This window comes from Streptococcus saliviloxodontae, from assembly GCF_016908655.1.
In the GTDB taxonomy this organism is placed as follows: domain Bacteria; phylum Bacillota; class Bacilli; order Lactobacillales; family Streptococcaceae; genus Streptococcus; species Streptococcus saliviloxodontae.
Genome location: NZ_JAFBEI010000024.1, coordinates 16,858 through 37,634 on the forward strand (window position 1 = coordinate 16,858; position 20,777 = coordinate 37,634).

Annotated in this window: 16 protein-coding genes; 13 read left to right on the top strand and 3 right to left on the bottom strand. The window is 40.5% G+C overall.

All coding sequences use genetic code 11. The features are described from left to right. Positions 1–285 precede the first annotated feature (285 nt). The 5 genes from JOC31_RS06295 to addA all read left to right on the top strand — a co-directional run bounded on the left by JOC31_RS06295 (position 286) and on the right by addA (position 9,783). Positions 286–1,809 (top strand): hypothetical protein, encoded by a 1,524-nt coding sequence (locus JOC31_RS06295; RefSeq protein ID WP_205017313.1) that lies wholly within the window; start codon positions 286–288, stop codon positions 1,807–1,809. Positions 1,810–2,004: 195 nt separating this feature from the next. After that, positions 2,005–2,202, top strand: a complete 198-nt coding sequence (locus tag JOC31_RS06300; RefSeq protein ID WP_205017314.1) for a hypothetical protein — start codon at positions 2,005–2,007, stop codon at positions 2,200–2,202. 270 nt (positions 2,203–2,472) lie between these two features. Beyond that, the gene (locus JOC31_RS06305; protein WP_205017315.1) at positions 2,473–2,856 is read left to right on the top strand and encodes an OsmC family protein; all 384 of its coding nucleotides are present in this window, start codon (positions 2,473–2,475) and stop codon (positions 2,854–2,856) included. Positions 2,857–2,915: 59 nt separating this feature from the next. Then, entirely contained in the window at positions 2,916–6,155 is a 3,240-nt protein-coding gene (gene rexB, locus JOC31_RS06310) for an ATP-dependent nuclease subunit B (protein WP_205017316.1), read from the top strand. Further along, positions 6,145–9,783 carry a helicase-exonuclease AddAB subunit AddA gene (addA, locus tag JOC31_RS06315; RefSeq protein WP_205017317.1) on the top strand — a complete coding sequence of 1,213 codons (3,639 nt, stop codon included), beginning with the start codon at positions 6,145–6,147 and terminating at the stop codon, positions 9,781–9,783. The genes rexB and addA overlap by 11 nt, the downstream gene beginning before the upstream one ends. Positions 9,784–10,432: 649 nt before the next feature. Here addA and JOC31_RS06320 read toward each other — a convergent pair. Continuing rightward, entirely contained in the window at positions 10,433–11,581 is a 1,149-nt protein-coding gene (locus JOC31_RS06320; protein ID WP_205017318.1) for a cobalamin-independent methionine synthase II family protein, read from the bottom strand. A gap of 302 nt (positions 11,582–11,883) precedes the next feature. Between JOC31_RS06320 and JOC31_RS06325 the strand changes: the two genes are divergently transcribed. The 6 genes from JOC31_RS06325 to JOC31_RS06350 are packed head-to-tail and all read left to right on the top strand — an operon-like array spanning position 11,884 to position 15,083. After that, entirely contained in the window at positions 11,884–12,096 is a 213-nt protein-coding gene (locus JOC31_RS06325; RefSeq protein WP_205017319.1) for a helix-turn-helix transcriptional regulator, read from the top strand. Then, complete coding sequence (locus tag JOC31_RS06330) at positions 12,093–12,431, top strand: hypothetical protein (RefSeq protein WP_205017320.1); 339 nt, start codon at positions 12,093–12,095, stop codon at positions 12,429–12,431. The genes JOC31_RS06325 and JOC31_RS06330 overlap by 4 nt, the downstream gene beginning before the upstream one ends. Continuing rightward, complete coding sequence (locus JOC31_RS06335; RefSeq protein WP_205017321.1) at positions 12,428–13,174, top strand: DUF3169 family protein; 747 nt, start codon at positions 12,428–12,430, stop codon at positions 13,172–13,174. The genes JOC31_RS06330 and JOC31_RS06335 overlap by 4 nt, the downstream gene beginning before the upstream one ends. Before the next feature lie 13 nt (positions 13,175–13,187). Beyond that, complete coding sequence (locus tag JOC31_RS06340) at positions 13,188–13,850, top strand: CPBP family intramembrane glutamic endopeptidase (protein WP_205017322.1); 663 nt, start codon at positions 13,188–13,190, stop codon at positions 13,848–13,850. A gap of 45 nt (positions 13,851–13,895) precedes the next feature. Further along, positions 13,896–14,339, top strand: a complete 444-nt coding sequence (locus JOC31_RS06345) for a cytidine deaminase family protein (protein WP_205017323.1) — start codon at positions 13,896–13,898, stop codon at positions 14,337–14,339. Between the two features lie 9 nt (positions 14,340–14,348). Continuing rightward, entirely contained in the window at positions 14,349–15,083 is a 735-nt protein-coding gene (locus JOC31_RS06350; protein WP_205017324.1) for a PHP domain-containing protein, read from the top strand. Positions 15,084–15,111: 28 nt separating this feature from the next. Here JOC31_RS06350 and JOC31_RS06355 read toward each other — a convergent pair whose 3' ends face one another. Both JOC31_RS06355 and JOC31_RS06360 read right to left on the bottom strand, forming a co-directional pair. Beyond that, a complete protein-coding gene (locus JOC31_RS06355; RefSeq protein WP_205017325.1) occupies positions 15,112–15,987 on the bottom strand; it encodes an AraC family transcriptional regulator in 876 nt (291 codons plus the stop codon). 172 nt (positions 15,988–16,159) lie between these two features. Continuing rightward, complete coding sequence (locus tag JOC31_RS06360; protein WP_205017326.1) at positions 16,160–17,365, bottom strand: L-lactate MFS transporter; 1,206 nt, start codon at positions 17,363–17,365, stop codon at positions 16,160–16,162. A 237-nt stretch (positions 17,366–17,602) separates the two neighbouring features. Between JOC31_RS06360 and JOC31_RS06365 the strand changes: the two genes are divergently transcribed. Both JOC31_RS06365 and JOC31_RS06370 read left to right on the top strand, forming a co-directional pair. Beyond that, positions 17,603–18,211, top strand: coding sequence for an NADPH-dependent FMN reductase (locus tag JOC31_RS06365; RefSeq protein ID WP_205017327.1), 609 nt, complete (start codon positions 17,603–17,605; stop codon positions 18,209–18,211). A gap of 16 nt (positions 18,212–18,227) precedes the next feature. Beyond that, positions 18,228–20,642 carry a flavocytochrome c gene (locus tag JOC31_RS06370; RefSeq protein WP_205017328.1) on the top strand — a complete coding sequence of 805 codons (2,415 nt, stop codon included), beginning with the start codon at positions 18,228–18,230 and terminating at the stop codon, positions 20,640–20,642. Positions 20,643–20,777: the final 135 nt, after the last annotated feature.

The window sequence follows — 20,777 nt, forward strand, 5'->3', positions numbered from 1 at the left end:
GATTGGAGTTTTTTTGGTTTTATGGTTAGTCTTTTATTAAAAAGAGTAAGTAATGAAAATTTTGAGACGTTATTGCTAAAATCTTATTTTTAACGATCTAATCTACGGGGATGTTACCTTTGAAGCGTTTTTGACTATTTAGCGAGCCTCTGTTTACTTTTATCATTTTTGTTCGAAAGAGATATCTATTAAAATGATTAACGATAACTAATTATAGTTATAGGATATCGACAGAAAGATTACTATCTTGTAAAATGATAACAGAATATTTAAAAGGAGATTAAAATGTCAAAGAAGTATGGATACCGGTATTTGCTACCTTTGGTTATTAGTACATCTAGTCTAATCCTAGCAGCAAATCAGCTTACTGTTTCAGCCGATGAGGTGGGAGAGCCTCAGATTGAAGCAGTTGTGACAACAGAGGAAGTTGAGGTTAGTAACGAGACAAGTGTTGAAACTCAAGGTCAAGTGACTGAAATAACTGACCTAGCACAAGAGACTAGTCAAGCTCCAGTGACAGTCCTTTCTGAAGAGGAGACAGAGACTAGCCAGGAAGTCACTGATGCTAAAACTGCTTCAGTACCGACGGAAGAAACAGAGGCAGCTAAGCTTGTTTCTCGAGATACTCAAGAGCAAGGCTTTGTGAAATCAGGAGACCAGTGGCTTTATTATAATCAAGATGGTCAGAAAGCAGTAGGAACAACTCAAATTGATGGCCAAACCTATTTCTTTGATCAAGATGGTTATCAATCTAAGGGGAAATTTGCTACTGCAGAAGATGGTAAAGAGTACTACTATGATGGTCATACTGGCCAACGAGTAAGTAATGATTTTGTGACAGAAGATGGCGGTGCGACTTGGTATTACGTCGATGCTCAAGGTCAGAAAGTTACAGGTAGACAAACCATTAATGGTCAGGACCTTTATTTTGACGAAGATGGTCGCCAAGTAAAAGGACATTTTGCGACGGAAAAGGGAAAATTTGACTTCTACTACTACGATGCTCAGACAGGCCAACGATTAACAAGCCAGTTTATCGAAATCCCTTACGAGGTCAAATTATACCTTGGATTTGATTTAGTAGAGGTTAATGGCTCCACTGTAAAGAAAGAACGTTATTCTGAGCCAGAGACACGCCATTACTATTATTATGTTGATGCTGAGGGACATGTAGTTACAGGGACTTACACAGCTGAGGATGGAAAAGTTTACTTTTTTGATCAGGATGGGGTTCAGGTAAAGGGTGACTTTGCTATCGCAGAAGATGGTAAAGAGTACTATTATGACGGAGATACTGGGGAGCGCGTTTCAAACAATCGTTTTGTGAGTGTTGCTTACGATAGTCGTGAAGCAACTAGTGTTTTTCAGGGTTCAGTGCATTATGCTTCAACTGGCAAGAAATATAGATGGTACTATATCACTGAAACGGGTGAAAAAGCTAAAGGTTATTATGTGGTCGATGGTGTAGAGTATTATTTTGATAAAAAGACTGGTGTCCAAATAAAAGGTGATGAAAAACCTTATACAGATGTAGATACCGATAAAGTGGGCGCTCTTGTATATGCTGTCTATCTCATGAAAGTACCAGGTTATGATTGGTATGACCTTTATCAATTTGATTCAAATGGTTATATCATATCAGGACGTTATCTAACTAGAAAAAACTTTTTGGACTTTCCTAGCGTTTATTTAGAAACTGATGAGTCCGGTAATTATTCTATTTATGGTACTGGTAATGATTCAAGATATAATTCTTTGACGGAGTCAGATATTATTTTCTTTGAAGGGAACTATTATACGGTTGGTTAAAATGGTATTCTTTCACCATTTGATGGCGATTATTCAAAATTATTTGGTAAGTTTGCGAGAGCCTATAGTCCATCTATTAAGCAGTATAATGGCAAAGAGTATTTTTACAATCCCTTAGGAAAACGTGTTTATGATGATTTTGTTAAACCAGAGGGTAGTGATATTTGGTACTATGTCGGTCTAGATGGCCAAAAGGTGACTGGACGTCAAACAATCAAAGGGCAGGATTTGTACTTCTTTGAGGACGGTTCGCAATCAAAAAATGGTTCATTTACCTATGATGGAAAAATAATGTTTACTGATGAAGCAGGAAATATCATCAAAGGCCAATGCTTTGAACGTGATGGGGTTAGCTATACAACAGATACTGATGGCTACCTTGTTGTAGAATAAGTCTAGCTAAAAAATTTGCAGTTTTAGCCATTTGAGGTTGAAGAGAAGGTTGCTTTTAAACCAGACTCTTCAACTTTTTGTATTTTCAGTGACTTGCGAGCAAAAAGTTACAGTCACTCTAGTAAAAGATAGAAGCTTTGAGATTTTTGTTTTGTGGTTGTTTTCTTTTATCTTTGGATTTAAGAAATCGTCCAAAGGTAGGTGTGCTAATGACTTGATTAAAGTACCAGACTTTAGTATGCTGATGGATATCAGATCAAGGAGGATGACATGTATCAATCACAAATTAAAGGAGATAAGCTTTACCATGCCACATCAGTAGGCTACGGTCAAGCTGTGGAGACTTTCGGTGACACTCAAGAGGGTGAAACACCTATGAGTCTTTTGGTTATTGCTTTGGGGTCTTGTGTTACCATGTGTATTCAAGGCTACTATAAACGCTATGAGAAAAAGGAAACTGTACAGACAGAACTTGCTATTTCTTATGATGAAGGGCATTTTGAGTTTGTCATTGAGATTGCTGATGATTTGACTGAACAGAAGAAAGAGGCTATCTTGGGCTATGTCAATCAATTCTGTCGTGTGAAAGCCTTGTTGAGAGAGGATTTGACGTTTACTTATAAACTAGTGGAAAAGAGCAAGGTTAGTGAATAGGGCTAGCTTGCTCTTTTTCATGTTATAATAAAAGGACGATATTCTACAAGGAGGAACGCATGCGATTACTTTATACAGACCTTTCCCAAGACATGACGCAGATTCTAGCTCAAGAAGCACAGGCAGCGGCTGCTGATGGGAAGCGTGTTTTTTATATTGCACCAAACTCATTGTCTTTTGAAAAAGAGCGTAAGGTGTTAGAAAATTTAAGCCAGCGTGCTTCATTTGACATTACAATCACGCGCTTTGCACAGATGGCGCGCTATTTTGTCTTAGAAAAGCAAGTGCCCAAACAAGCTTTGGATGACACCGGCTTGTCTATGATTTTTTACAAGGTGCTAAATGCCCTTCCTGATAATAGTCTTAAACTTTATGGACGCCTTAGACAGGACAACGCTTTTATCAAGCAATTGGTGGACCTTTATAAGGAATTAAAAACAGCTCGCCTGACAGCTCTGGACCTAGAGGATATGGGTGAACCAGAAAAAGCCTCTGATTTGGTAACGATATTGACGGCTGTTGAAGACTATTTGCGTCAATCTGACTTTGAGAATCAGTCAAAATTGGCATTTTTTTCTCAAGCCATTGAATCAGGGAGCTTGGATGCGTCTCTGTCACATTGTGTCTTAGTCATTGATGGCTTTACCCGATTTTCAGCCGAGGAAGATGAGCTTCTACGCTTATTAGAGGTCAAGTGTTCTCAAGTGATTATAGGAACTTATGCGAGTCAAAAGGCATACAAATCTAATTTAACCTATGGCAATGTCTATCAGGCACCGCTTGATTTTCTAAAAGAATTGGCGGGGCGTTTTAAGACCAAACCAGAGTTTGTAAGCCTAGGTAATGAAAAGACAAGTGCTTTTTCAGAGCTGACATCTCTTTTAGAGAGTCGGCATGATTTTAGCCAAACGGACAAATTGCTGAGCGCTTCTGCCAAAGAGCGCATTCAGATCTGGGATGTAGTCAACCAGAAAGAAGAGGTCACTGCCGTGGCACGTCAGATTCGCCAGTTATTGGCAGATGGGGTGCGTTACAAAGATATTTTGGTCTTGTTAGGAGATGTGGATTCCTACAAACTTCAAGTTGGAAATATCTTTCAACGATTTGATATTCCTTATTATTTTGGTAAGGCAGAGTCTATGGCTCACCATCCTTTGGTCAACTTTATGGATGCTTTGGAACGTGTTAAACGTTATAATTACCGTGCAGAAGATGTCATCAATCTCTTTAAGACAGGACTTTATGGTCAGGTAGACCAAGAGGCACTCGACCGCTTTGAGCACTATGTTACCTACGCAGATATCAAGGGGCAAAAAGCCTTTACGACAGATTTTACGGTTAGTAAAAATGGAAAATATGATTTTGAAAGTCTGAATCAACTTCGTCAGCAATTGATGACTCCCCTACAGGTCTTTTTTAAGGCACGTCAGCAAAAAGGGAGTAGCCTTCTAGATAAGTTGCTCGTTTTCTTGGAGCAGGTTGACTTACCGTCAAATATGACTCAAATCAGTCAGGACGCTACCGAAGCAGAGCAAGATCAACACGAACAGGTTTGGTCAGCTTTTTGTCACTTGCTAGAAGAGATGGGAACTATTTTTGGTGAGGACCAGTTGAACTTACTAGATTTTTTGGCTTTGCTAAAATCAGGTATGTTCGCTGCCAACTATCGTACCGTACCTGCAACCGTCGATGTCGTCTCGGTCAAATCCTATGACTTGGTGGAACCGCATTCTGCCCAATACGTCTTTGCTATGGGGATGACTCAGTCTTATTTTCCAAAAGTAGTGGATAATAAGAGCCTCATCAGTGATGAAGCACGTAGTAATATTAATGAAAAACAGACAGATGGCGGAGCTTTAGTTGTCGTTACTCAAGAAAATAACAAGAAAAACTATTTTACAGCCTTGTCAGTCTTTAATAGTGCGACAAAGAGTCTCGTGTTGTCTCTTCCTCAATTAATCAATGAAGGGCAAGATAGCATATCACCTTATCTTCAAGAGTTATTGGCACTCGGTGTTCCGATGGTGGATAAGGGGCGCTACCTCAAGGAAGCCAAGGCTGATCAGATTGCTCACTACAAGGATGTCTTGTCGCAGTTAATTGCCATCAATCAAGCTGATTTTCAAGAGGAGCTAACCAAGGAGGAGCAGACCTTCTGGTCTGTCGCAGCGCGTTATTTGAGAAATCGACTAAAAGAGCAAAACCTTCATTTGGATGTGGTTGGTGAAGATGTTGATACTATCCCAGTCTCTGAGGAGGTCATGCAAGCTAAGTTTCCGACTGACGAGCCTTTGAAACTATCGGCCTCAGCAGTGAGAACTTTTTATAACAATCAATACCTCTACTTTTTACAGTATGTTTTAGGTTTGCAAGAACAGGAGTCAATTCATCCAGATGCTCGCCATCATGGGACTTATCTTCACCGTATTTTTGAGAAAACCATGTCTCAAGAAGGGTCAGAGACCTTTGACAAACGCTTGGAACAGGCCATTTTAGAGACTCATGCTGAGGAACCTTTTGCCCTGCTTTATGAACAGGACAAGGAGAGTCAGTTGTCACGATTGATTCTGGACGATATTGCGCGTTCGACAGGAACCTTGTTAAAACAAAATCAAGCCATTAGCGTTGCTGGTCAGGAGGAGGCTTTTGATATGACCTTGGATGATGTGACGCTCCGAGGGATTATTGACCGTGTCGATCGTCTAGCAGATGGAAGCCTGGGTGTTGTGGATTACAAATCAGGGAAGAATGTTTTTGACATCCAACAATTTTACAACGGTTTGTCTCCTCAATTGGTGACCTACTTAGAAGCTTTGGAGAATCATTATCAGGTGACGAGTGATCAGTTATTTGGAGCCATGTATCTTCATATGCAGGAGCCGCGCGTGGATCTATCTAAAGTTAATGACTTAGATAGTATTTTGACCAAAGCGCACAGCGAGCTGACTTACAAAGGACTTTTTTCTGCTGCTGAAAAAGAGCACTTGGCATCAGGTGCTTACAGTTTGAGGGATTCAGTCTATGAGCTAGCAGAGTTAGAGCGTTTGCTTACCCACAATCGTAACCTTTTCTCTCAGGCTGCTCGTCAGATCAGAAAAGGGAAGTTCTTCATCAATCCTTATACCGAGGATGGCGATACTGTTAAGGGGGAACAACTCAAGGCGATTACACAATTTGAAGCAGACCGTCATATGCGCTATGCAAGACGCCTTGTCACAAGACCACGAAAAGGAAAGAAAGAAGCTTTCTTGGAACTGATGGCAAGAGGAGACAAGCAGGAGGATGATGATGAGAATTAAGCCCTTTTTAACGGCTACAGAAATAACTCAAAAAATACAAGCAGAAGCAGCTTCAGATAAGGCTCAGAAAATGACAGCAGAGCAGATTGAAGCTATTTACACCAGTGGAACTAATATTTTAGTCTCAGCCTCTGCAGGATCAGGAAAGACCTTTGTCATGGTTCAGCGCATTTTAGACCAGTTAAGTCGAGGTATTTCAATCGATCGTCTGTTTATTTCGACCTTCACCGTTAAGGCAGCAGGTGAGCTTAGAGAGCGTTTGGAGAAAGGATTGACAGAGCGTTTGTCCCAAGCTGAGGACCAAGAAACCCAGCAATTTTTTGCCCAACAATTGGCGCTCTTACCGACTGCCGATATCGGTACTATGGATGCCTTTACCCAAAAATTGGTCAATCAGTATGGCTATTTGTTAGGCATTTCCCCACTTTTTCGGATTATGCAGGACAAGTCTGAGCAAGATATCTTAAAAAATGAAGTCTATGCAGACCTTTTCCAAGATTATATGTCTTGTAAGGATGCTCGCCTTTTTCAAGACTTGGTTAGAAATTTTGCAGGTAATCGCAAGGATTCACAGGCTTTTCGCCAATTGGTCTATAAAGTTTATGCCTTTGCCCAATCTACAGCAAGTCCTGAAAAATGGCTGGCAGAAACTTTTCTGAAAGCGCACGAGGAATTGACTGGCTTTGCTCAAGTACCAGATGACATGATTGAGACTTTTTTAGAGTGCTTAGAGACGACGGCTTATCAGCTCCGTGATTTGACAGAGAGCCCAGACTATTCTCAGCTAACAAAGGCCGGTAAACCAACTGCTGCCTACACCAAGCATTCTGCCATCATAACTGGCTTACTGGAGTGGTCCAGTCAGTTTGAGGAATTGTATGGTAAAGAAGGGTTAGGTCGTTTGGCACAAGATGTGACACTGCTGATTCCATCTGGTAATGAAATCACTGTTAATAAGGTCAAGTACCCTATCTTTAAGCAGTTACATGGTCATTTGGTCGGTTTTCGTCACCTAGATACTATCTTTAATTACCAAGGACAAGCTCTGCCCTTGCTCCAACTCCTACAAGCCTTTGTAAAAGACTTTTCAGAACAATATTTTCAAGCCAAGATGCAAGAAAATGCCTTTGAGTTTTCAGACATTGCCCACCTTGCCATTAAGCTGTTAGAAGAAAATCCAGATGTCTCAAGTCAATTTCAAGACAAATATCACGAAGTTATGGTGGATGAGTACCAGGATAATAACCATATGCAAGAACGCTTGCTAGAGCTTTTATCCAATGGTCATAACCGTTTTATGGTGGGTGACATCAAGCAGTCCATCTACCGTTTTCGTCAAGCAGATCCTCAAATTTTTAATAGTAAATTTAAGACTTATCAAGAAGACCCTAGTCAAGGCAAGTTGATTTTATTAAAGGAAAATTTCCGTTCACAGGCTGAAGTGATTGATGCAACTAACGGTGTTTTCGCCCATCTGATGGATGAGTCGGTGGGAGATATTCTCTATAATAAAACGCATTACCTGCTTGCAGGAAGCCCTTCCCAGCAAGAGAAACAAAGAAAACATCAGACCAAGGTATGGATCTACAATACTGACGATCCTAGCAAAGAGACAGCTGAGACTAGCGATGAAAGCCTCAGTAAGGGTGAAGTGGACCTAGTTGCCAAGGAAATCATCCGTCTCCACTTAGAAGAAGAGGTTCCTTTTTCAGATATCGCCTTATTGGTTTCATCTCGTAGTCGTAATGAAGCTCTCCTAAGCACCTTTTCGAGCTACGGTATTCCACTTGTTTCTGATGGTGGAGAGCAAAATTACTTGAAGTCTCTAGAAGTGATGGTCATGCTAGACACCTTACGTGCTATCAATAATCCTTTGAATGACTATGCCTTAGTGGCCTTGTTGAGATCACCCATGTTTCGTTTTAATGAGGACGACCTAACGCGACTAGCCTTACAAGCAGATGCTATCGAACTCTATGAAAAGTTACAGGCGGTCAAAAACCAAACAGGACAGCAGATGACCTTAGTGACAGATGCTCTTAAGCAGAAGGTTTCTCTGTTTCTCGAAACGCTCTTAAACTGGCGTCACTATGCCAAGAGTCACTCTCTTTACGATGTGATTTGGAAGATTTATAACGACAGACTCTACTATGACTATGTTGCCAGCCTTCCTAATGCCCAGCAGCGCCAAGCTAATTTGTTCGCCTTGGCATTACGAGCGGATAATTATGAAAAAACGGGCTTCAAAGGACTTCCTCGTTTTATTCGAATGATCGATAAAATCTTAGAGACCCAAAACGACCTTGCCGATGTTGAAGTCTCCCTACCTAAAAATGCTGTCCAGTTAATGACCATTCACAAGTCTAAAGGCTTAGAATTCAAGTACGTTTTTGTCCTTAATCTTGACAAGCAATTTAGTTTGGATGACTTACGTTCACCCTTGATTTTGAGCCGTGAGACTGGTGTGGGAATTAAGTATTTGGCAGATATGAAAGATGCCTTTGAAACAGACTTTCCTAAGGTACAGGTCAGCCTCGAAACGCTACCCTATCAGCTGAATAAACGTGAGCTCAAACTAGCGACCCTATCTGAGCAGATGCGCTTACTCTATGTTGCCATGACTCGGGCGGAGAAACGCCTGTACTTGGTTGGAAAAGGTAGTAAAGATAGCCTATCAGATAAGTATGGAACGGATCAGGTTAATGGCTTTTTACCGACGAGTCTGCGTGAGCAGATGCTTTCCTTTCAAGATTGGTTTTTAGCTCTAGATGCGGCTTTTCCGACTAAGGAGCTTGCATTTGATTTGTCCTTTGTGGATAAAGCAGAGCTAACATCTCAAACCATTGGTTCTTTGAAAAAAGAAGGAAACATTCATCCAGATGATCTCAGCGACAATAGGCAGAGTGAGGAAATCAGACGAGCTTTGGACGTCTTAGAGAGCGTGGATAAACTCAATAGCCGTTACCAAGCAGCCATCGATTTACCAAGTCTCAGAACACCGAGTCAGGTCAAACACTTTTACCAACCTCTTATGGATATGGATGGGGTTGCGGTGATTGATGAGCAAGCCGATCAACTAGAAGTCAAAAGAAGTCAGCAAAGCTTTAAACTACCAGAATTTGGCAAGAGAACTTCCCCAACAGGTGCAGCTATCGGTTCAGCGACACATGAATTGATGCAACGTTTGAAACTATCCGAAAAAGTAGAGATGTCAGATCTCTCACAAGCGCTCGATGAAGTCCAAGCAGAGAGTGACGTCAAGGCAAACATTGACCTCTCAAAATTGTTAGCATTTTTTGAAACAGACCTTGGTCAGCTTATCCAGAAAAATCTGCCAAATCTACACCGAGAAGCACCGTTTGCCATGCTTGTTCAGGATCCCGAGAGTGGTGAAGATTTTGTTGTTCGTGGTATTGTTGATGGTTACTTGGTTTTTGAAGACCGCATAGTTCTCTTTGACTATAAGACTGACAAATTTAAGGACTCTCAGCAGATAGCTCAACGCTATCAAGGACAGATGGGACTCTATGCTCAAGCCCTTAGACAAGCCTACGGTATTGATAAGATCGAGAAGCACCTTATTCTGCTTGGAGGAGATAGGTTGGAAGTCCTTGGTTTAGATAGTTGATAGCTTTTCAATTATTTTATGAATGTTCAGTTAGTTTTGAAAATTAAAAATTCAGTAAATACACGAAAAATTAAACAAAAGTATTTACAAGAGTTGGACCTTTTGATATACTATTTTAGTAGAGATTTAAAGACGTCGTTTTTATCTCGAAGAGGTTTATTTTTGGAGAGAGGAATAACCTCACTAATAATTGGTAGGAGAGTAGATTTACCTAGGTAAGCTAGCTAGGCAGATTGATTCATTAAAGTAGTCATTTATCAACGATATCCCCTTACAATCACAGATAGTCCCATTTGAGATACATTACTGGTGAGGAAGTGGAGAGCTTCACGAGTGATTTGCATAAAAGTACTCAAAAGAGAAAATGAGGACGAGACAAAGCTGATAAATGAATCAAAACCGAAAATCACACATTTTACCATAAGACATAAAAAAATTTCCTTGGAATCTTAGTTTCAAGGAAATTTTTTAGTTTAAACCTTCCTTTGGCAAACTGATGAGAGCTAGACCAAAGCTGTGATGGAAAATTCAAAACCTCATATCAAACCGGTCAAGATGACTAACAATCAGTTTGCTATGAGGTTGTTTAGCTTTAGAGGTAAAACCTAAAATGGGTAAAAGAAGTTAAGGTGTAAGACCTGAGTCTGATCTATTCTGCCCAGAATTTAGCCGCGATAGCTTGACCTTGTTTGATTTTAGCCCATTGTTGAGGAATAGCAAGTTCATTACCTGAATCACATGAAGCAAAACCACATTGGTGAGAAAGAAGAAGACGGTCTTTTGGTAAGATTTGTGCAGCCTCTTCGAGGAGTTTGTAGACACGTTCTTCGTCGTCTAGGTCGGTTGTTTTAGATGATAGAAGGCCAAGGACGACTTCTGCATCTTTGTCTTTAAGACTCTCAAGGGCTTTGAGGTCACCTGCAGTTTCGCTATCCCACTCAAGGAAGAAACGGTCGTAGTGTTGGTCACGCAAGAATTTTTCAGCGATAGCTTCGTAAGTACCTTCTGCAGCAGAACGGCTTTCATAGTTACCACGGCAGTTGTGGGTCCAAACTTTAAGACCAAGTTCGTGACCGTAGTCAACGACTTCGTTGTTAATAGCGACAAATTCGTCTGCTAGATCTGCTAGCGCAGCATTGCCATCAGCAAAGAATGACGCAGGGTTACTTTCATCAAAGAGTTCCCATAGGCAGTCATCAAACTGGATAATCTCACCACCAGCAGCCTTATAATCGTCCAAGAATTCCTTATAGGCTTGAATCAAGCCTGCTTTAAGCTCTTGATTTGTAGCATAAACCTGACCTTCCCCAGCCAAGCCGTCGAAGATAGCAAGTTCAGTGTAAGCATGTGCTGGTCCCCAAACAGTTAATTTAGTATCGCTGTCGCCAGCTTCGGCTTTGACTAATTTGTAGATATTGATGAAGTGGTGATTCTTACCTGAGAGGGGCTCAGTAATGCGGATACCGATATCTTTACGGGTTTCGTATTGCCCACCGTCATGGTCTTGGAAAGTATAGCCGTGCTCAGCGATATAGCGCTCAATCCCTTTAAGACCCCAAACAAAGTCCAAGTGCCACATTGATTTAGAGTATTCACCGTCAGTCAGGATATCGATGCCATTTTCTTTTTGCTCGGCAATGACTTGCTTAATGTCAGCAGTTTCAATTGCTTGATAACCGTCAAAGTTATCGTAGAAAGGGTATTGGATATCATCACGGTGCTCAATTTGAGTCTTGTAGTCGCGCAAATCAGCAGGGCGAAGAAGAGAACCAACCAATTGGAATTTAGATGTTGTCATATGATATACCTCGTGTTTTTTGATAGCTTTATCATAACTGATAAAAAGCACTTTGAAAAATAGTTAAAAAATGCTAACAGGTATAGTTTAAAACTATATCCTAAGTTTTTTGACTATGATAATGATTATTTTGACAACAATCGTTGTCAAAGTGAACAGGAAGTGTTACAATGATATTGTAAAGAAAACGATTTTAACATTGTGGAAATCAGTAGCGATAAAAGCAAACATCTTTAAAAAAATCGTCTACTGGTTAAATGGATTCGCTTTCATTCAAGTAGTTTGTCAGAAAGGAGAGAGTGATGATAGTCTTAAAAAATCGTCTCAAGGAGCTGCGAGCCAGAGATAATATCAACCAGACACAGATGGCACAACTGGCAGGAGTTTCCAGACAGACGATTAGCTTGATTGAGCGTGGCGAATACACGCCGTCAGTCTTAATTGCATTGAAGATTGCTCACGTTTTTCAAGAGCCTTTGGAAAATGTCTTTTCAATCGTGGAGGAAGAAGAATGAAAAACCTTTATCATGTTTTAGCTATCCTTTTATTTGGCGTCAGTTTAGTAAGTCTCCTTGTAGGGATGTATGGATTTCTAAATATTAACGGAAGATTTCCTTTAGTATGGCTTGTCTTATTTTTGATTGGCTTATCCTTGTGGGCATCATCAGGTAAAGCTTTGGCGATTAAATGGCAAAAATACGCTCGTTGGCTATCCTTGTTCTTATTATTGTTTTGGATAGTGGACCTGATAAATATTTTGCCGTTTAAGACAGATTTGAATTGGTACTTTGTGGTTATTTATTTTAGTTTATTTTCGGCTGCATTTGAAAAGAAAGAGGAGAAATTATGAAAACCTTAGGACGTATGATTAAGCAATTGGGGATAGGAGCTTTGTGTGGTGGTTTGATTGGGATAGTTATGGGCTGGCTTTTAGCTGTAGTAGGTCCAGAGAAACTGTCTGATCTCTTGCTATCGTCAGAAGTTATGGAAGTCTTTATCTGGGGGTTACGACTGCTTTATCTCTTTAGTATTATCGCGATGCTCTTTTATCTTCAAAAGGCTAAAAAAGAGTTTGTGCAATCTCAGAAGGTCACTGATGAAGTATCTGATGACCTCTACCGTCAATCTAATAAGGATGCTAGTTTTTCCAGTATCGCTCTAGGATTTAGTTCGATCTTTGTCCTTTTAGCCTTGATCTTAAGCTTCAGTATAACTGTGGGTGAGAATGGTATGGAGATGGCTTTTCCTATTCTGGATTTATTAGCCTTACTGGTCATTGGTACCTTACAAGTGCTTCTTTTGCGTTTTTATAACAAGATGAGAGGGATTTCGATGCCTTTACAGCCGACACTGAAAGAGCTAAAAAATAATGTCATGCAAATGGACGAAGCAGAGTTAGAAGCTAACCGCAAGATGAGTTTTGATATTGTGATGACGCTTAACGGCTTGCTTCTTCCAGCGCTGTACCTTTTTGTCTTTTTCTTATCAGTTCTTTTACAGAGAGCAGAAGTGACTGCTGTTCTTGTCTTGGCGGTCATCCACCTATATATCATCTTTTCTAATATTAAGATGACTAGAAATTATTACAAATAAAAGGAGTTTGTCTATGAAAATGTTGTCTTTCTTAAAAAATCTTGGTTTGCTTTTTCTCTATTGGTTAGGCTTTCAGATAGCTGTTAGTTTGCTTCAATTTCCACTGCTTGCGCCTACGATTGCTACCCTACCAGAACTCAGTGCGACTGCTTCCTTTATTCTAGTCAGTCTTGGAACCCTTGCTGCGGTCGCTCTGACTTGGTTGATGTGGCGGAAAATTCATCAAGGTGGCCTCATTGAGATTGAGGAAACACCTCTCACCAAATCCCTTTGGATTCCCTTTGTTATCTATCTAGTCTTTATTGTAGTGCAAATGATTTTTCCAACCGTTTCTCCCAACCAAGAGAACGTTCAAAAAATGATGACAAGCTGGCTAGGTTTGAGCTTCTTTGCTACAGTTATTGTTGCACCCATCTTAGAAGAGCTCTTCTTTAGAGGTTTGTTGGCTAAACTTTTCTTTTCAAAACTATCAGGTCACTCTAGTCTTGTTTATCTTTTGACTTCAGGATTCCTGTTTTCGATGGCCCACACCAGTGCCACATTGTATCAGTTTTTGATTTATTTGATGATGGGTGTGATTTTTGGGTTGTTTTATCTCACCAAAAAAGATATTCGCTACGCTATCGCCATGCATGCCATCAATAATCTCCTAGCTTTCTTGTTATTATTGCTTTAGAAGAGGGATTGTGTTACAGTAAAAGAAAATATTAAGGAGTTTCTTATGGCAACTTGGCAGGAACTTTATGAAGCAGCGAAGAAAGATTATAATCCCCATTATGTGTCGCCGTTTATTTACGCTAACCATGTGGTGGCTGCTATTGAAGCAGAGGATGGTCAGATTTTCACAGGTTATTGTTTTGAAGCGACAGCTGGAGTCTTTCACCTGTGTGCGGAGCGTGCGGCAGCTTTTAACATGTACCAGCAGTCTGGGCAGACGACCATCAAGCGTGTCATCGCTTTTCGAGATAAGGCACCTTTTGGTGAGGGTTCAGGGATGCCTTGTGGCGCTTGCCGTGAGTTTCTCATGCAACTGTCGGTTGATAATAAAAACTTGGAATTTATGCTTGACTATGACAAGGGTGAGACCATTACTTTGGGTGAACTTATGCCCTTGTGGTGGGGACAAGAGCGTATGGATGCAGGGATCGAAGCCATAGAAGAATAGGAGAAAACGATGAGAGATAACCACTTACACACACACCATTCTTACGATTCAGATGCCAATTTTACGGATTATCTGGACAAGTACGATGGCGAACTAGTGACTACTGAGCACTACGATTTGTCCAACCCCTACACCAAACAAGATGATGTGCCTGACTATGATGCCTATTCTAGTGAAATAGCAGAGCTCAACCGTCGTTACGATAACCGTATCAAGCGTGGTATCGAAATTGGTTACTTTGAGCCTCGCGAGGCAGACATCCTCAGCTTCCTAGATGGTAAGGACTACGATCTCAAGCTCTTGTCTGTGCATCACAATGGTGTCAATGACTACCTTGATGAAGAGGTTGCGGACATGGATAAGCATGCTATTATACAGGAATATTTAGACAAGCTAGAGCATGCTATTGGACGAGTGGAAGCTGATGTGCTGGCGCATTTTGACTATGGTTTTCGCTTGTTTGATGTGACGGTTGATGAATTAGCCCAGTATGAAGAGCAGCTGCGCCGTATCTTTACCAAAATGATTGCGGCAGAATTAGCTTTTGAACTGAATGCTAAAAGCATGTATCTCTATCATCACGAAGACCTCTACCGTTACGCTTTAGGACTAGTCAAGGAACTTGGTTGCCACAAGTATTCTGTAGGATCTGATGGTCATAAATTGGAACATTTTAGACTTTCCTTTGATAAAATCTCAGCTATCCTAGACGAATACGATATTCCAAAAGAAGATATCATATAAAAATGCCCCGACAGTTGAGCTGTCGGGGTTAGTCTTTGTCTGTAAATCGCTTGCGATATTGCAAGGGAGTCATTTGGTAGCGTTGCTTAAACTGACGGTTGAAGTTGGCTTGATTGTTAAAACCAATAGCTTCAGTAATTTGAGTAACAGATTGATCAGTGTGAACAAGAGCCTCACAAGTCTTAGATAGCCTTAATTGAAGGATGAAATCTAGACATGACGACCCTGTATGTTGCTTGAAGATAGTCATGAAATGTGCTCTGCTATAGCCAAAATAATCCGCTAAAAAATCAATACTTAAATCTTCCATGTAGTGCGTATTGAGGTAGGCAATCAGGTCTTTGAGTTTTTCGTACTTACGATAGATATCATCAGTATAGTGACGCACGACGTAGCGTTTACTATAAAGTAGATAGAGTAATTCGTGGAGTTTAGCCTTGAGGAGGATATCGTAGTAGAGTGGCTGATCGTGGCATAGCTTGAAAATGACTTGCACCAGAGTCTTGATGTCTTCGTAGCCTGCCATGTGGGGCTGTATCCGAGGCATCAGTTCAAAGTGACCATTGTGTAGAGGCTGGAGATAACGTTGGCTAAATTGTTCAATTGTCGACCGTCCTAAATTATCAAGATGAATTTTAAAGGTCTGACTTAGGTGCTCTTCTTGATCAATAGGATGAATAGAGTGCATACTGGTAGGTTGGATAAAAATCAAATCACCAGGTTGGCTATTGAAAATCTCATAATTAACATGAAATCGAGCAGTACCTTTTTCCACAAAAATAATCTCTAATTCAGGATGCCAATGATAGATAACATCAGGATAACCATTTTTAATATGAGTTTGAAAAAAATTATAGGGAAAGCCAGAAGGATTATCCTTGAGATAATAAGATGATGCCGTCATTTAAACCTCCTCAAAGTTTTTTATTTATTGTAACATAAAAAATAAGGGAGAAAATCGTTAATGCCGAAGTTATTCGACGTTGTCCAAGAGTCTTATCTAGAGATGAGAAACACTATGTTTCGAAAAATAAACAATAAGAAGCTTGGGATTTTTCCTAGCTTCTTTTAAGTTATTAATGTCTCTGACTGGTTTTGGCGTAGATAAAATTGAGAATTAGTCCAGCTAATGCCAGTATGATAGCAATGTAAAAGGCATTGGTGTAGTTGCCACTGTTAGCGGTAGCAATTTGAACGGCTACTTTTGGTGCAAAGAAAGCTGCTAAAGAGTAACCTGTAAAGACGATACCATAGTTGACACCTTGATTGGCTGGTCCATAATTTTCCATAACCATAGAAGGAAAGACTCCCATAACCCCACCAAAGCAGATACCAAGTCCAATAATACCGATAGAAAAACTGACTTGTCCAGATAAGGTTGCTAGACAAAGAAGAGCCAAGGTGACAATAGAGAAAATAATGGACAGTGTCTTACTACGTCCAATTTTATCGGAGACAGTTCCCCAGATAAATCGACCAGAAGAGTTACTGATAGAATATAGGCTGACATAAAGGGCAGCAGTACTAGCTGAGAGCCCAAACATTGATTGCCCAATGGTAGCAGCTTGAGAGGCAATCATAAGACCAGAAAAGGCTCCGAAGAAGAACATTGAGATAATGAGATAAAAAATTGGTGTTTTTAGCATATCACTCCAAGTTTTACTCTCTTGACCTGTCTTGATTGAGGTTTGTGGATTCCATCCTTTAGGTTTGTAGCCAGAGGGTGCTGCCTTGATAAAGAAACTGGCTGTGAGAACGATAATGATGTAGACAAGCCCCAAAGCTTTAAAGGCAAATTTAGCATCATGTGACTGAATAATACTTGAAGCAATGGGTGATGCTAAAACCGCCGCAAAGCCCATTCCACCAGTTAAGATTCCCGAAGCTAAACCTCGTTTATCTGGGAAAAGTCGAAGCGTGTTGCTTAGGGCACCAGAGTAGGCAAATCCTTGCCCTAGTCCCGCCATTAAGCCATAAGTAAGGTAGAGCATGACAGGGCTTGTCGCAAATCCTGTCAGGAAAAAGCCTATAGCAAATAGCAAGGCACCTAAACTAATTGTCCATTTGACGTAACCTTTGTCGACTAAGTAACCTCCAAAAATCATAGGAATAGGTCCAATAGCATTATTAATACTAAAAGCTAGCATGGTCTGAGACATTTCCCATCCTGTCTGTTTACTGAGCGGAGCAGCAAAGACACTGAAAGCATAGATGGCTCCTGTACATAGAAGAATAGCGGTTGAGGCAATGATAACCTGCCAACGATTGAGAGTTTTTTCCATAACGAGATCCTTTCCAGTCTATATTGTTTGTTTTTTCACAAGGATAGTAACAAAGAAAAAATTGTTTGTCAACGAAATTTGTGAAAAAATAAACAAAAAAAACAGAACTTTTTAGTGAATAAATACAATCGTCTGAAAAACAAATACAATAGTTTGAAACGATCCCGAAGAGTCTATACAAATTGTTTGAAAGTAGTATAATAGTTTCAAATAATTTATTGTGAAAGAGGTAACAATATGAAGCTGGTTGCTATTGTTGGAACAAATTCATCCCGTTCTACAAATCGTAAACTACTAAAATTCATGGTTAAGCATTTTGCTAATCAAGCAGAAATTGATCTTCTTGAAATCAAGGATCTGCCTGCTTTTAATCAGCCGGAAGACAAAAAAGTCCCTTCAGAAGTAGAGGCATTTTCGAATAAGATTTTAGCAGCTGACGGTGTGATTATTGCAACGCCTGAATATGACCATACCATCCCAGCTCCGCTATCCTCAGCTTTAGAGTGGGTTGCTTATACCAGTCGTGCCCTAGTTAACAAACCAACGATGATTGTCGGTGCCTCACTTGGTCTTCTTGGAACTTCTCGGGCTCAAGCCCATTTACGTCAGATTCTTGACGCTCCAGAATTAAAAGCACGTGTTATGCCGGGGACAGAGTTCTTTCTCAGTCACTCAGAACAATCGTTGACAGACGACTGTGAGCTGACTGTTCCTGAAAAGGTATTAGAGCTAGAAGATAACTTTGCAGAATTTCAAGAATTTGTCACTTTAACGCAATCTCTAGTTAAGAAGAAAGACACTGACCGTAAAAAAGCTTTTATCTGGGAAACATGGCTAAAAGCATAGAAAAAGGAGTGAAAAGATGAAATTAGTTGCTATCGTTGGTACCAATGCCAAACAATCTTATAATCGTAATCTTCTGTATTTCATGAAAAAACACTTCGCCAAGAAGGCAGAGATTGATGTTATGGAAATTACGGATGTGCCTATGTTCAATGAAACAGACGACCAAACTGATACCCCCATACTGCAAGCTTTTAATCAAAAAATTACTGAAGCTGATGGTGTTATTATAGGAACTGCAGAGCACAATCACACTATTTCTTCAAGTCTCAACAGTCTTTTGGAATGGTTGTCCTTTAATATCCATCCTCTTGATGGAAAGCCAACAATGATTGTCGGAGCTTCTTATGATATACAGGGTTCTTCACGTGCCCAATTGCACTTGCGCCAAATCTTAGATGCTCCAGGTGTCAATGCAAGTGTTATGCCAGGGAGTGAATTTCTCCTTAGTCGAGCTCATAGAGCTTTTGATGAAGATGGTAATTTGATTAATCAAAAGACAGTTGACTTTCTTGATTCCTGTTTCTTTAAATTTCAACGCTTCGTAGAAGTTGTTAATCAACTTAACCTACCAGAAGAGGTTCGCTTTGAACCAGGAACCTATGAAGTAACAACTGAAGGTCACAATGGTAAATTGCCAATGGAAGTTACCTTATCCGAAGAGCGTATTGAAAAAATTGATATTGATAGTTCAGGAGAGACTTCAGGGATTTCAGACATTGTGTTCACTCGTGTACCAGCAGAGATTATCGAGGGGCAAACACTGAATGTCGATGCTATTTCAGGAGCTTCTGTAACATCAAACGGTGTTCTTGACGGAGTAGCGCGTGCTGTTAAATTAGCAGGTGCAAATCCAGATGTTCTCAGAAAGCGAGATAAGGCACCTTCAGCCTTAGATAAAGAAGATAGAGTCTATGAGACAGATGTTGTCGTTGTTGGTGGGGGTGGTGCCGGTCTTGCAGCTGCAGCAGCAGTTCTTCAAGAAGGTAAAGAAGTTATTGTTGTCGAAAAGTTCCCAGCTATCGGAGGGAATACAGTCCGTGCAGGAGGTCCAATGAATGCACCAGACCCAGTTTGGCAAAGAGGATTTGTAGCCAATCCAGGTGAGGATCATAACTTGCAGGAGTTGATTGATATGGATATCGAATCTATTGATTTAGAATTCCGTGAGGACTTCAAAGCTTTGCAAGTAGAGGTTGAGAGTTATCTCAAAGATCCGACTTACCTTTTTGACTCAACGCTTCTTTATCGCATCCAAACTTACCTAGGAGGAAAACGTTTTGATCGCCAAGGTAATGAAATTCATGGTAATTACGATCTTATTAAGGTTTTAACTGAGAAAGCTATTGGCTCAGTGCGTTGGTTAGAAGAGATAGGTGTTGAGTTTGATCATAGCCAAGTGACTATGCCAGTAGGAGCCCTTTGGCGTAGAGGTCATAAACCGGTTCAACCGATGGGGTTTGCCTTTATCTCAGTTCTTGAAAAGTTTGTCCGCGAAAATGGAGGAACTATTTTAACGGATTCTCCAGTGAAAAAACTCATTATAGAAGCTGGTCAAATTAAAGGAATTATTGCAACAGGCCGTAATGGTCAAACGATAACAATCAATGCTAAGGCGGTGGTTCTTGCTTCGGGTGGTTTCGGAGCTAATACTAAAATGTTGCAACAGTATAATACCTATTGGTCAGAAATTGCTGACGATATTGCGACATCAAATACTCCAGCGGTAACTGGTGATGGCATTCTATTGGGACAAAGTGTAGGAGCAGACCTTGTTGGCATGGGATTTAGCCAGATGATGCCTGTATCAGATCCTATCACAGGAGCACTTTTCTCAGGTCTTCAAGTACCACCAGCAAACTTCATCATGGTGAATCAAGAAGGTAAGCGTTTTGTCGATGAATACGGTAGCCGTGATAAGTTATCTCAAGCAGCCATCGATAATGGGGGTCTCTTTTATCTCATTGCCGATGATAAAATCAAAGCGACGGCTTATAATACTAGTCAAGAAAAGATTGATAGACAAGTAGAAGCAGGAACACTTTTCAGAGCTGATACCTTGGAAGAACTAGCAGAGCAGATAGCTATCGATCCAAAAGTACTGGTTAATACCATCAGCAATTACAATTCTTATGTAGATGCTGGGTTTGATCCAGAATTCAATAAGGGAAGTTTTGACCTTAAATGTGAAAATGCACCTTATTATGCGACACCACGTAAACCAGCAGTGCATCATACTATGGGTGGTCTTAAAATAGATACTCAAACTCACGTTATTGCTGAAACAGGAAAAGTTATTCCGGGTCTCTATGCAGCAGGTGAGGTTGCAGGAGGTCTCCATGCCGGCAATCGTCTTGGAGGAAACTCCTTGACAGATATCTTTACTTTTGGGCGCATTGCAGGACAAACAGCAGTCAAAGAATTTTGTCAATAGCCAAAAGAGGTCGGAGCATGCCGGCCTCTTTAGTTGTATTTTATGGCTTCGAGCCAGTTTTTCTCTCAGAGAAAAACAAGAAAATCACCAGCTATGCTGGTGGCTGACAAGGCTTTGAGCTTCCATTTATTTTTC

Coding starts and splice junctions, on each gene's coding strand:
- JOC31_RS06295 (WP_205017313.1), top strand. CDS start 286: ATGTCAAAGAAGTATGGATACCGGTATTTGCTACCTTTGGTTATTAGT.
- JOC31_RS06305 (WP_205017315.1), top strand. CDS start 2,473: ATGTATCAATCACAAATTAAAGGAGATAAGCTTTACCATGCCACATCA.
- rexB (WP_205017316.1), top strand. CDS start 2,916: ATGCGATTACTTTATACAGACCTTTCCCAAGACATGACGCAGATTCTA.
- addA (WP_205017317.1), top strand. CDS start 6,145: ATGAGAATTAAGCCCTTTTTAACGGCTACAGAAATAACTCAAAAAATA.
- JOC31_RS06320 (WP_205017318.1), bottom strand. CDS start 11,581: ATGACAACATCTAAATTCCAATTGGTTGGTTCTCTTCTTCGCCCTGCT.
- JOC31_RS06325 (WP_205017319.1), top strand. CDS start 11,884: ATGATAGTCTTAAAAAATCGTCTCAAGGAGCTGCGAGCCAGAGATAAT.
- JOC31_RS06330 (WP_205017320.1), top strand. CDS start 12,093: ATGAAAAACCTTTATCATGTTTTAGCTATCCTTTTATTTGGCGTCAGT.
- JOC31_RS06335 (WP_205017321.1), top strand. CDS start 12,428: ATGAAAACCTTAGGACGTATGATTAAGCAATTGGGGATAGGAGCTTTG.
- JOC31_RS06340 (WP_205017322.1), top strand. CDS start 13,188: ATGAAAATGTTGTCTTTCTTAAAAAATCTTGGTTTGCTTTTTCTCTAT.
- JOC31_RS06345 (WP_205017323.1), top strand. CDS start 13,896: ATGGCAACTTGGCAGGAACTTTATGAAGCAGCGAAGAAAGATTATAAT.
- JOC31_RS06350 (WP_205017324.1), top strand. CDS start 14,349: ATGAGAGATAACCACTTACACACACACCATTCTTACGATTCAGATGCC.
- JOC31_RS06355 (WP_205017325.1), bottom strand. CDS start 15,987: ATGACGGCATCATCTTATTATCTCAAGGATAATCCTTCTGGCTTTCCC.
- JOC31_RS06360 (WP_205017326.1), bottom strand. CDS start 17,365: ATGGAAAAAACTCTCAATCGTTGGCAGGTTATCATTGCCTCAACCGCT.
- JOC31_RS06365 (WP_205017327.1), top strand. CDS start 17,603: ATGAAGCTGGTTGCTATTGTTGGAACAAATTCATCCCGTTCTACAAAT.
- JOC31_RS06370 (WP_205017328.1), top strand. CDS start 18,228: ATGAAATTAGTTGCTATCGTTGGTACCAATGCCAAACAATCTTATAAT.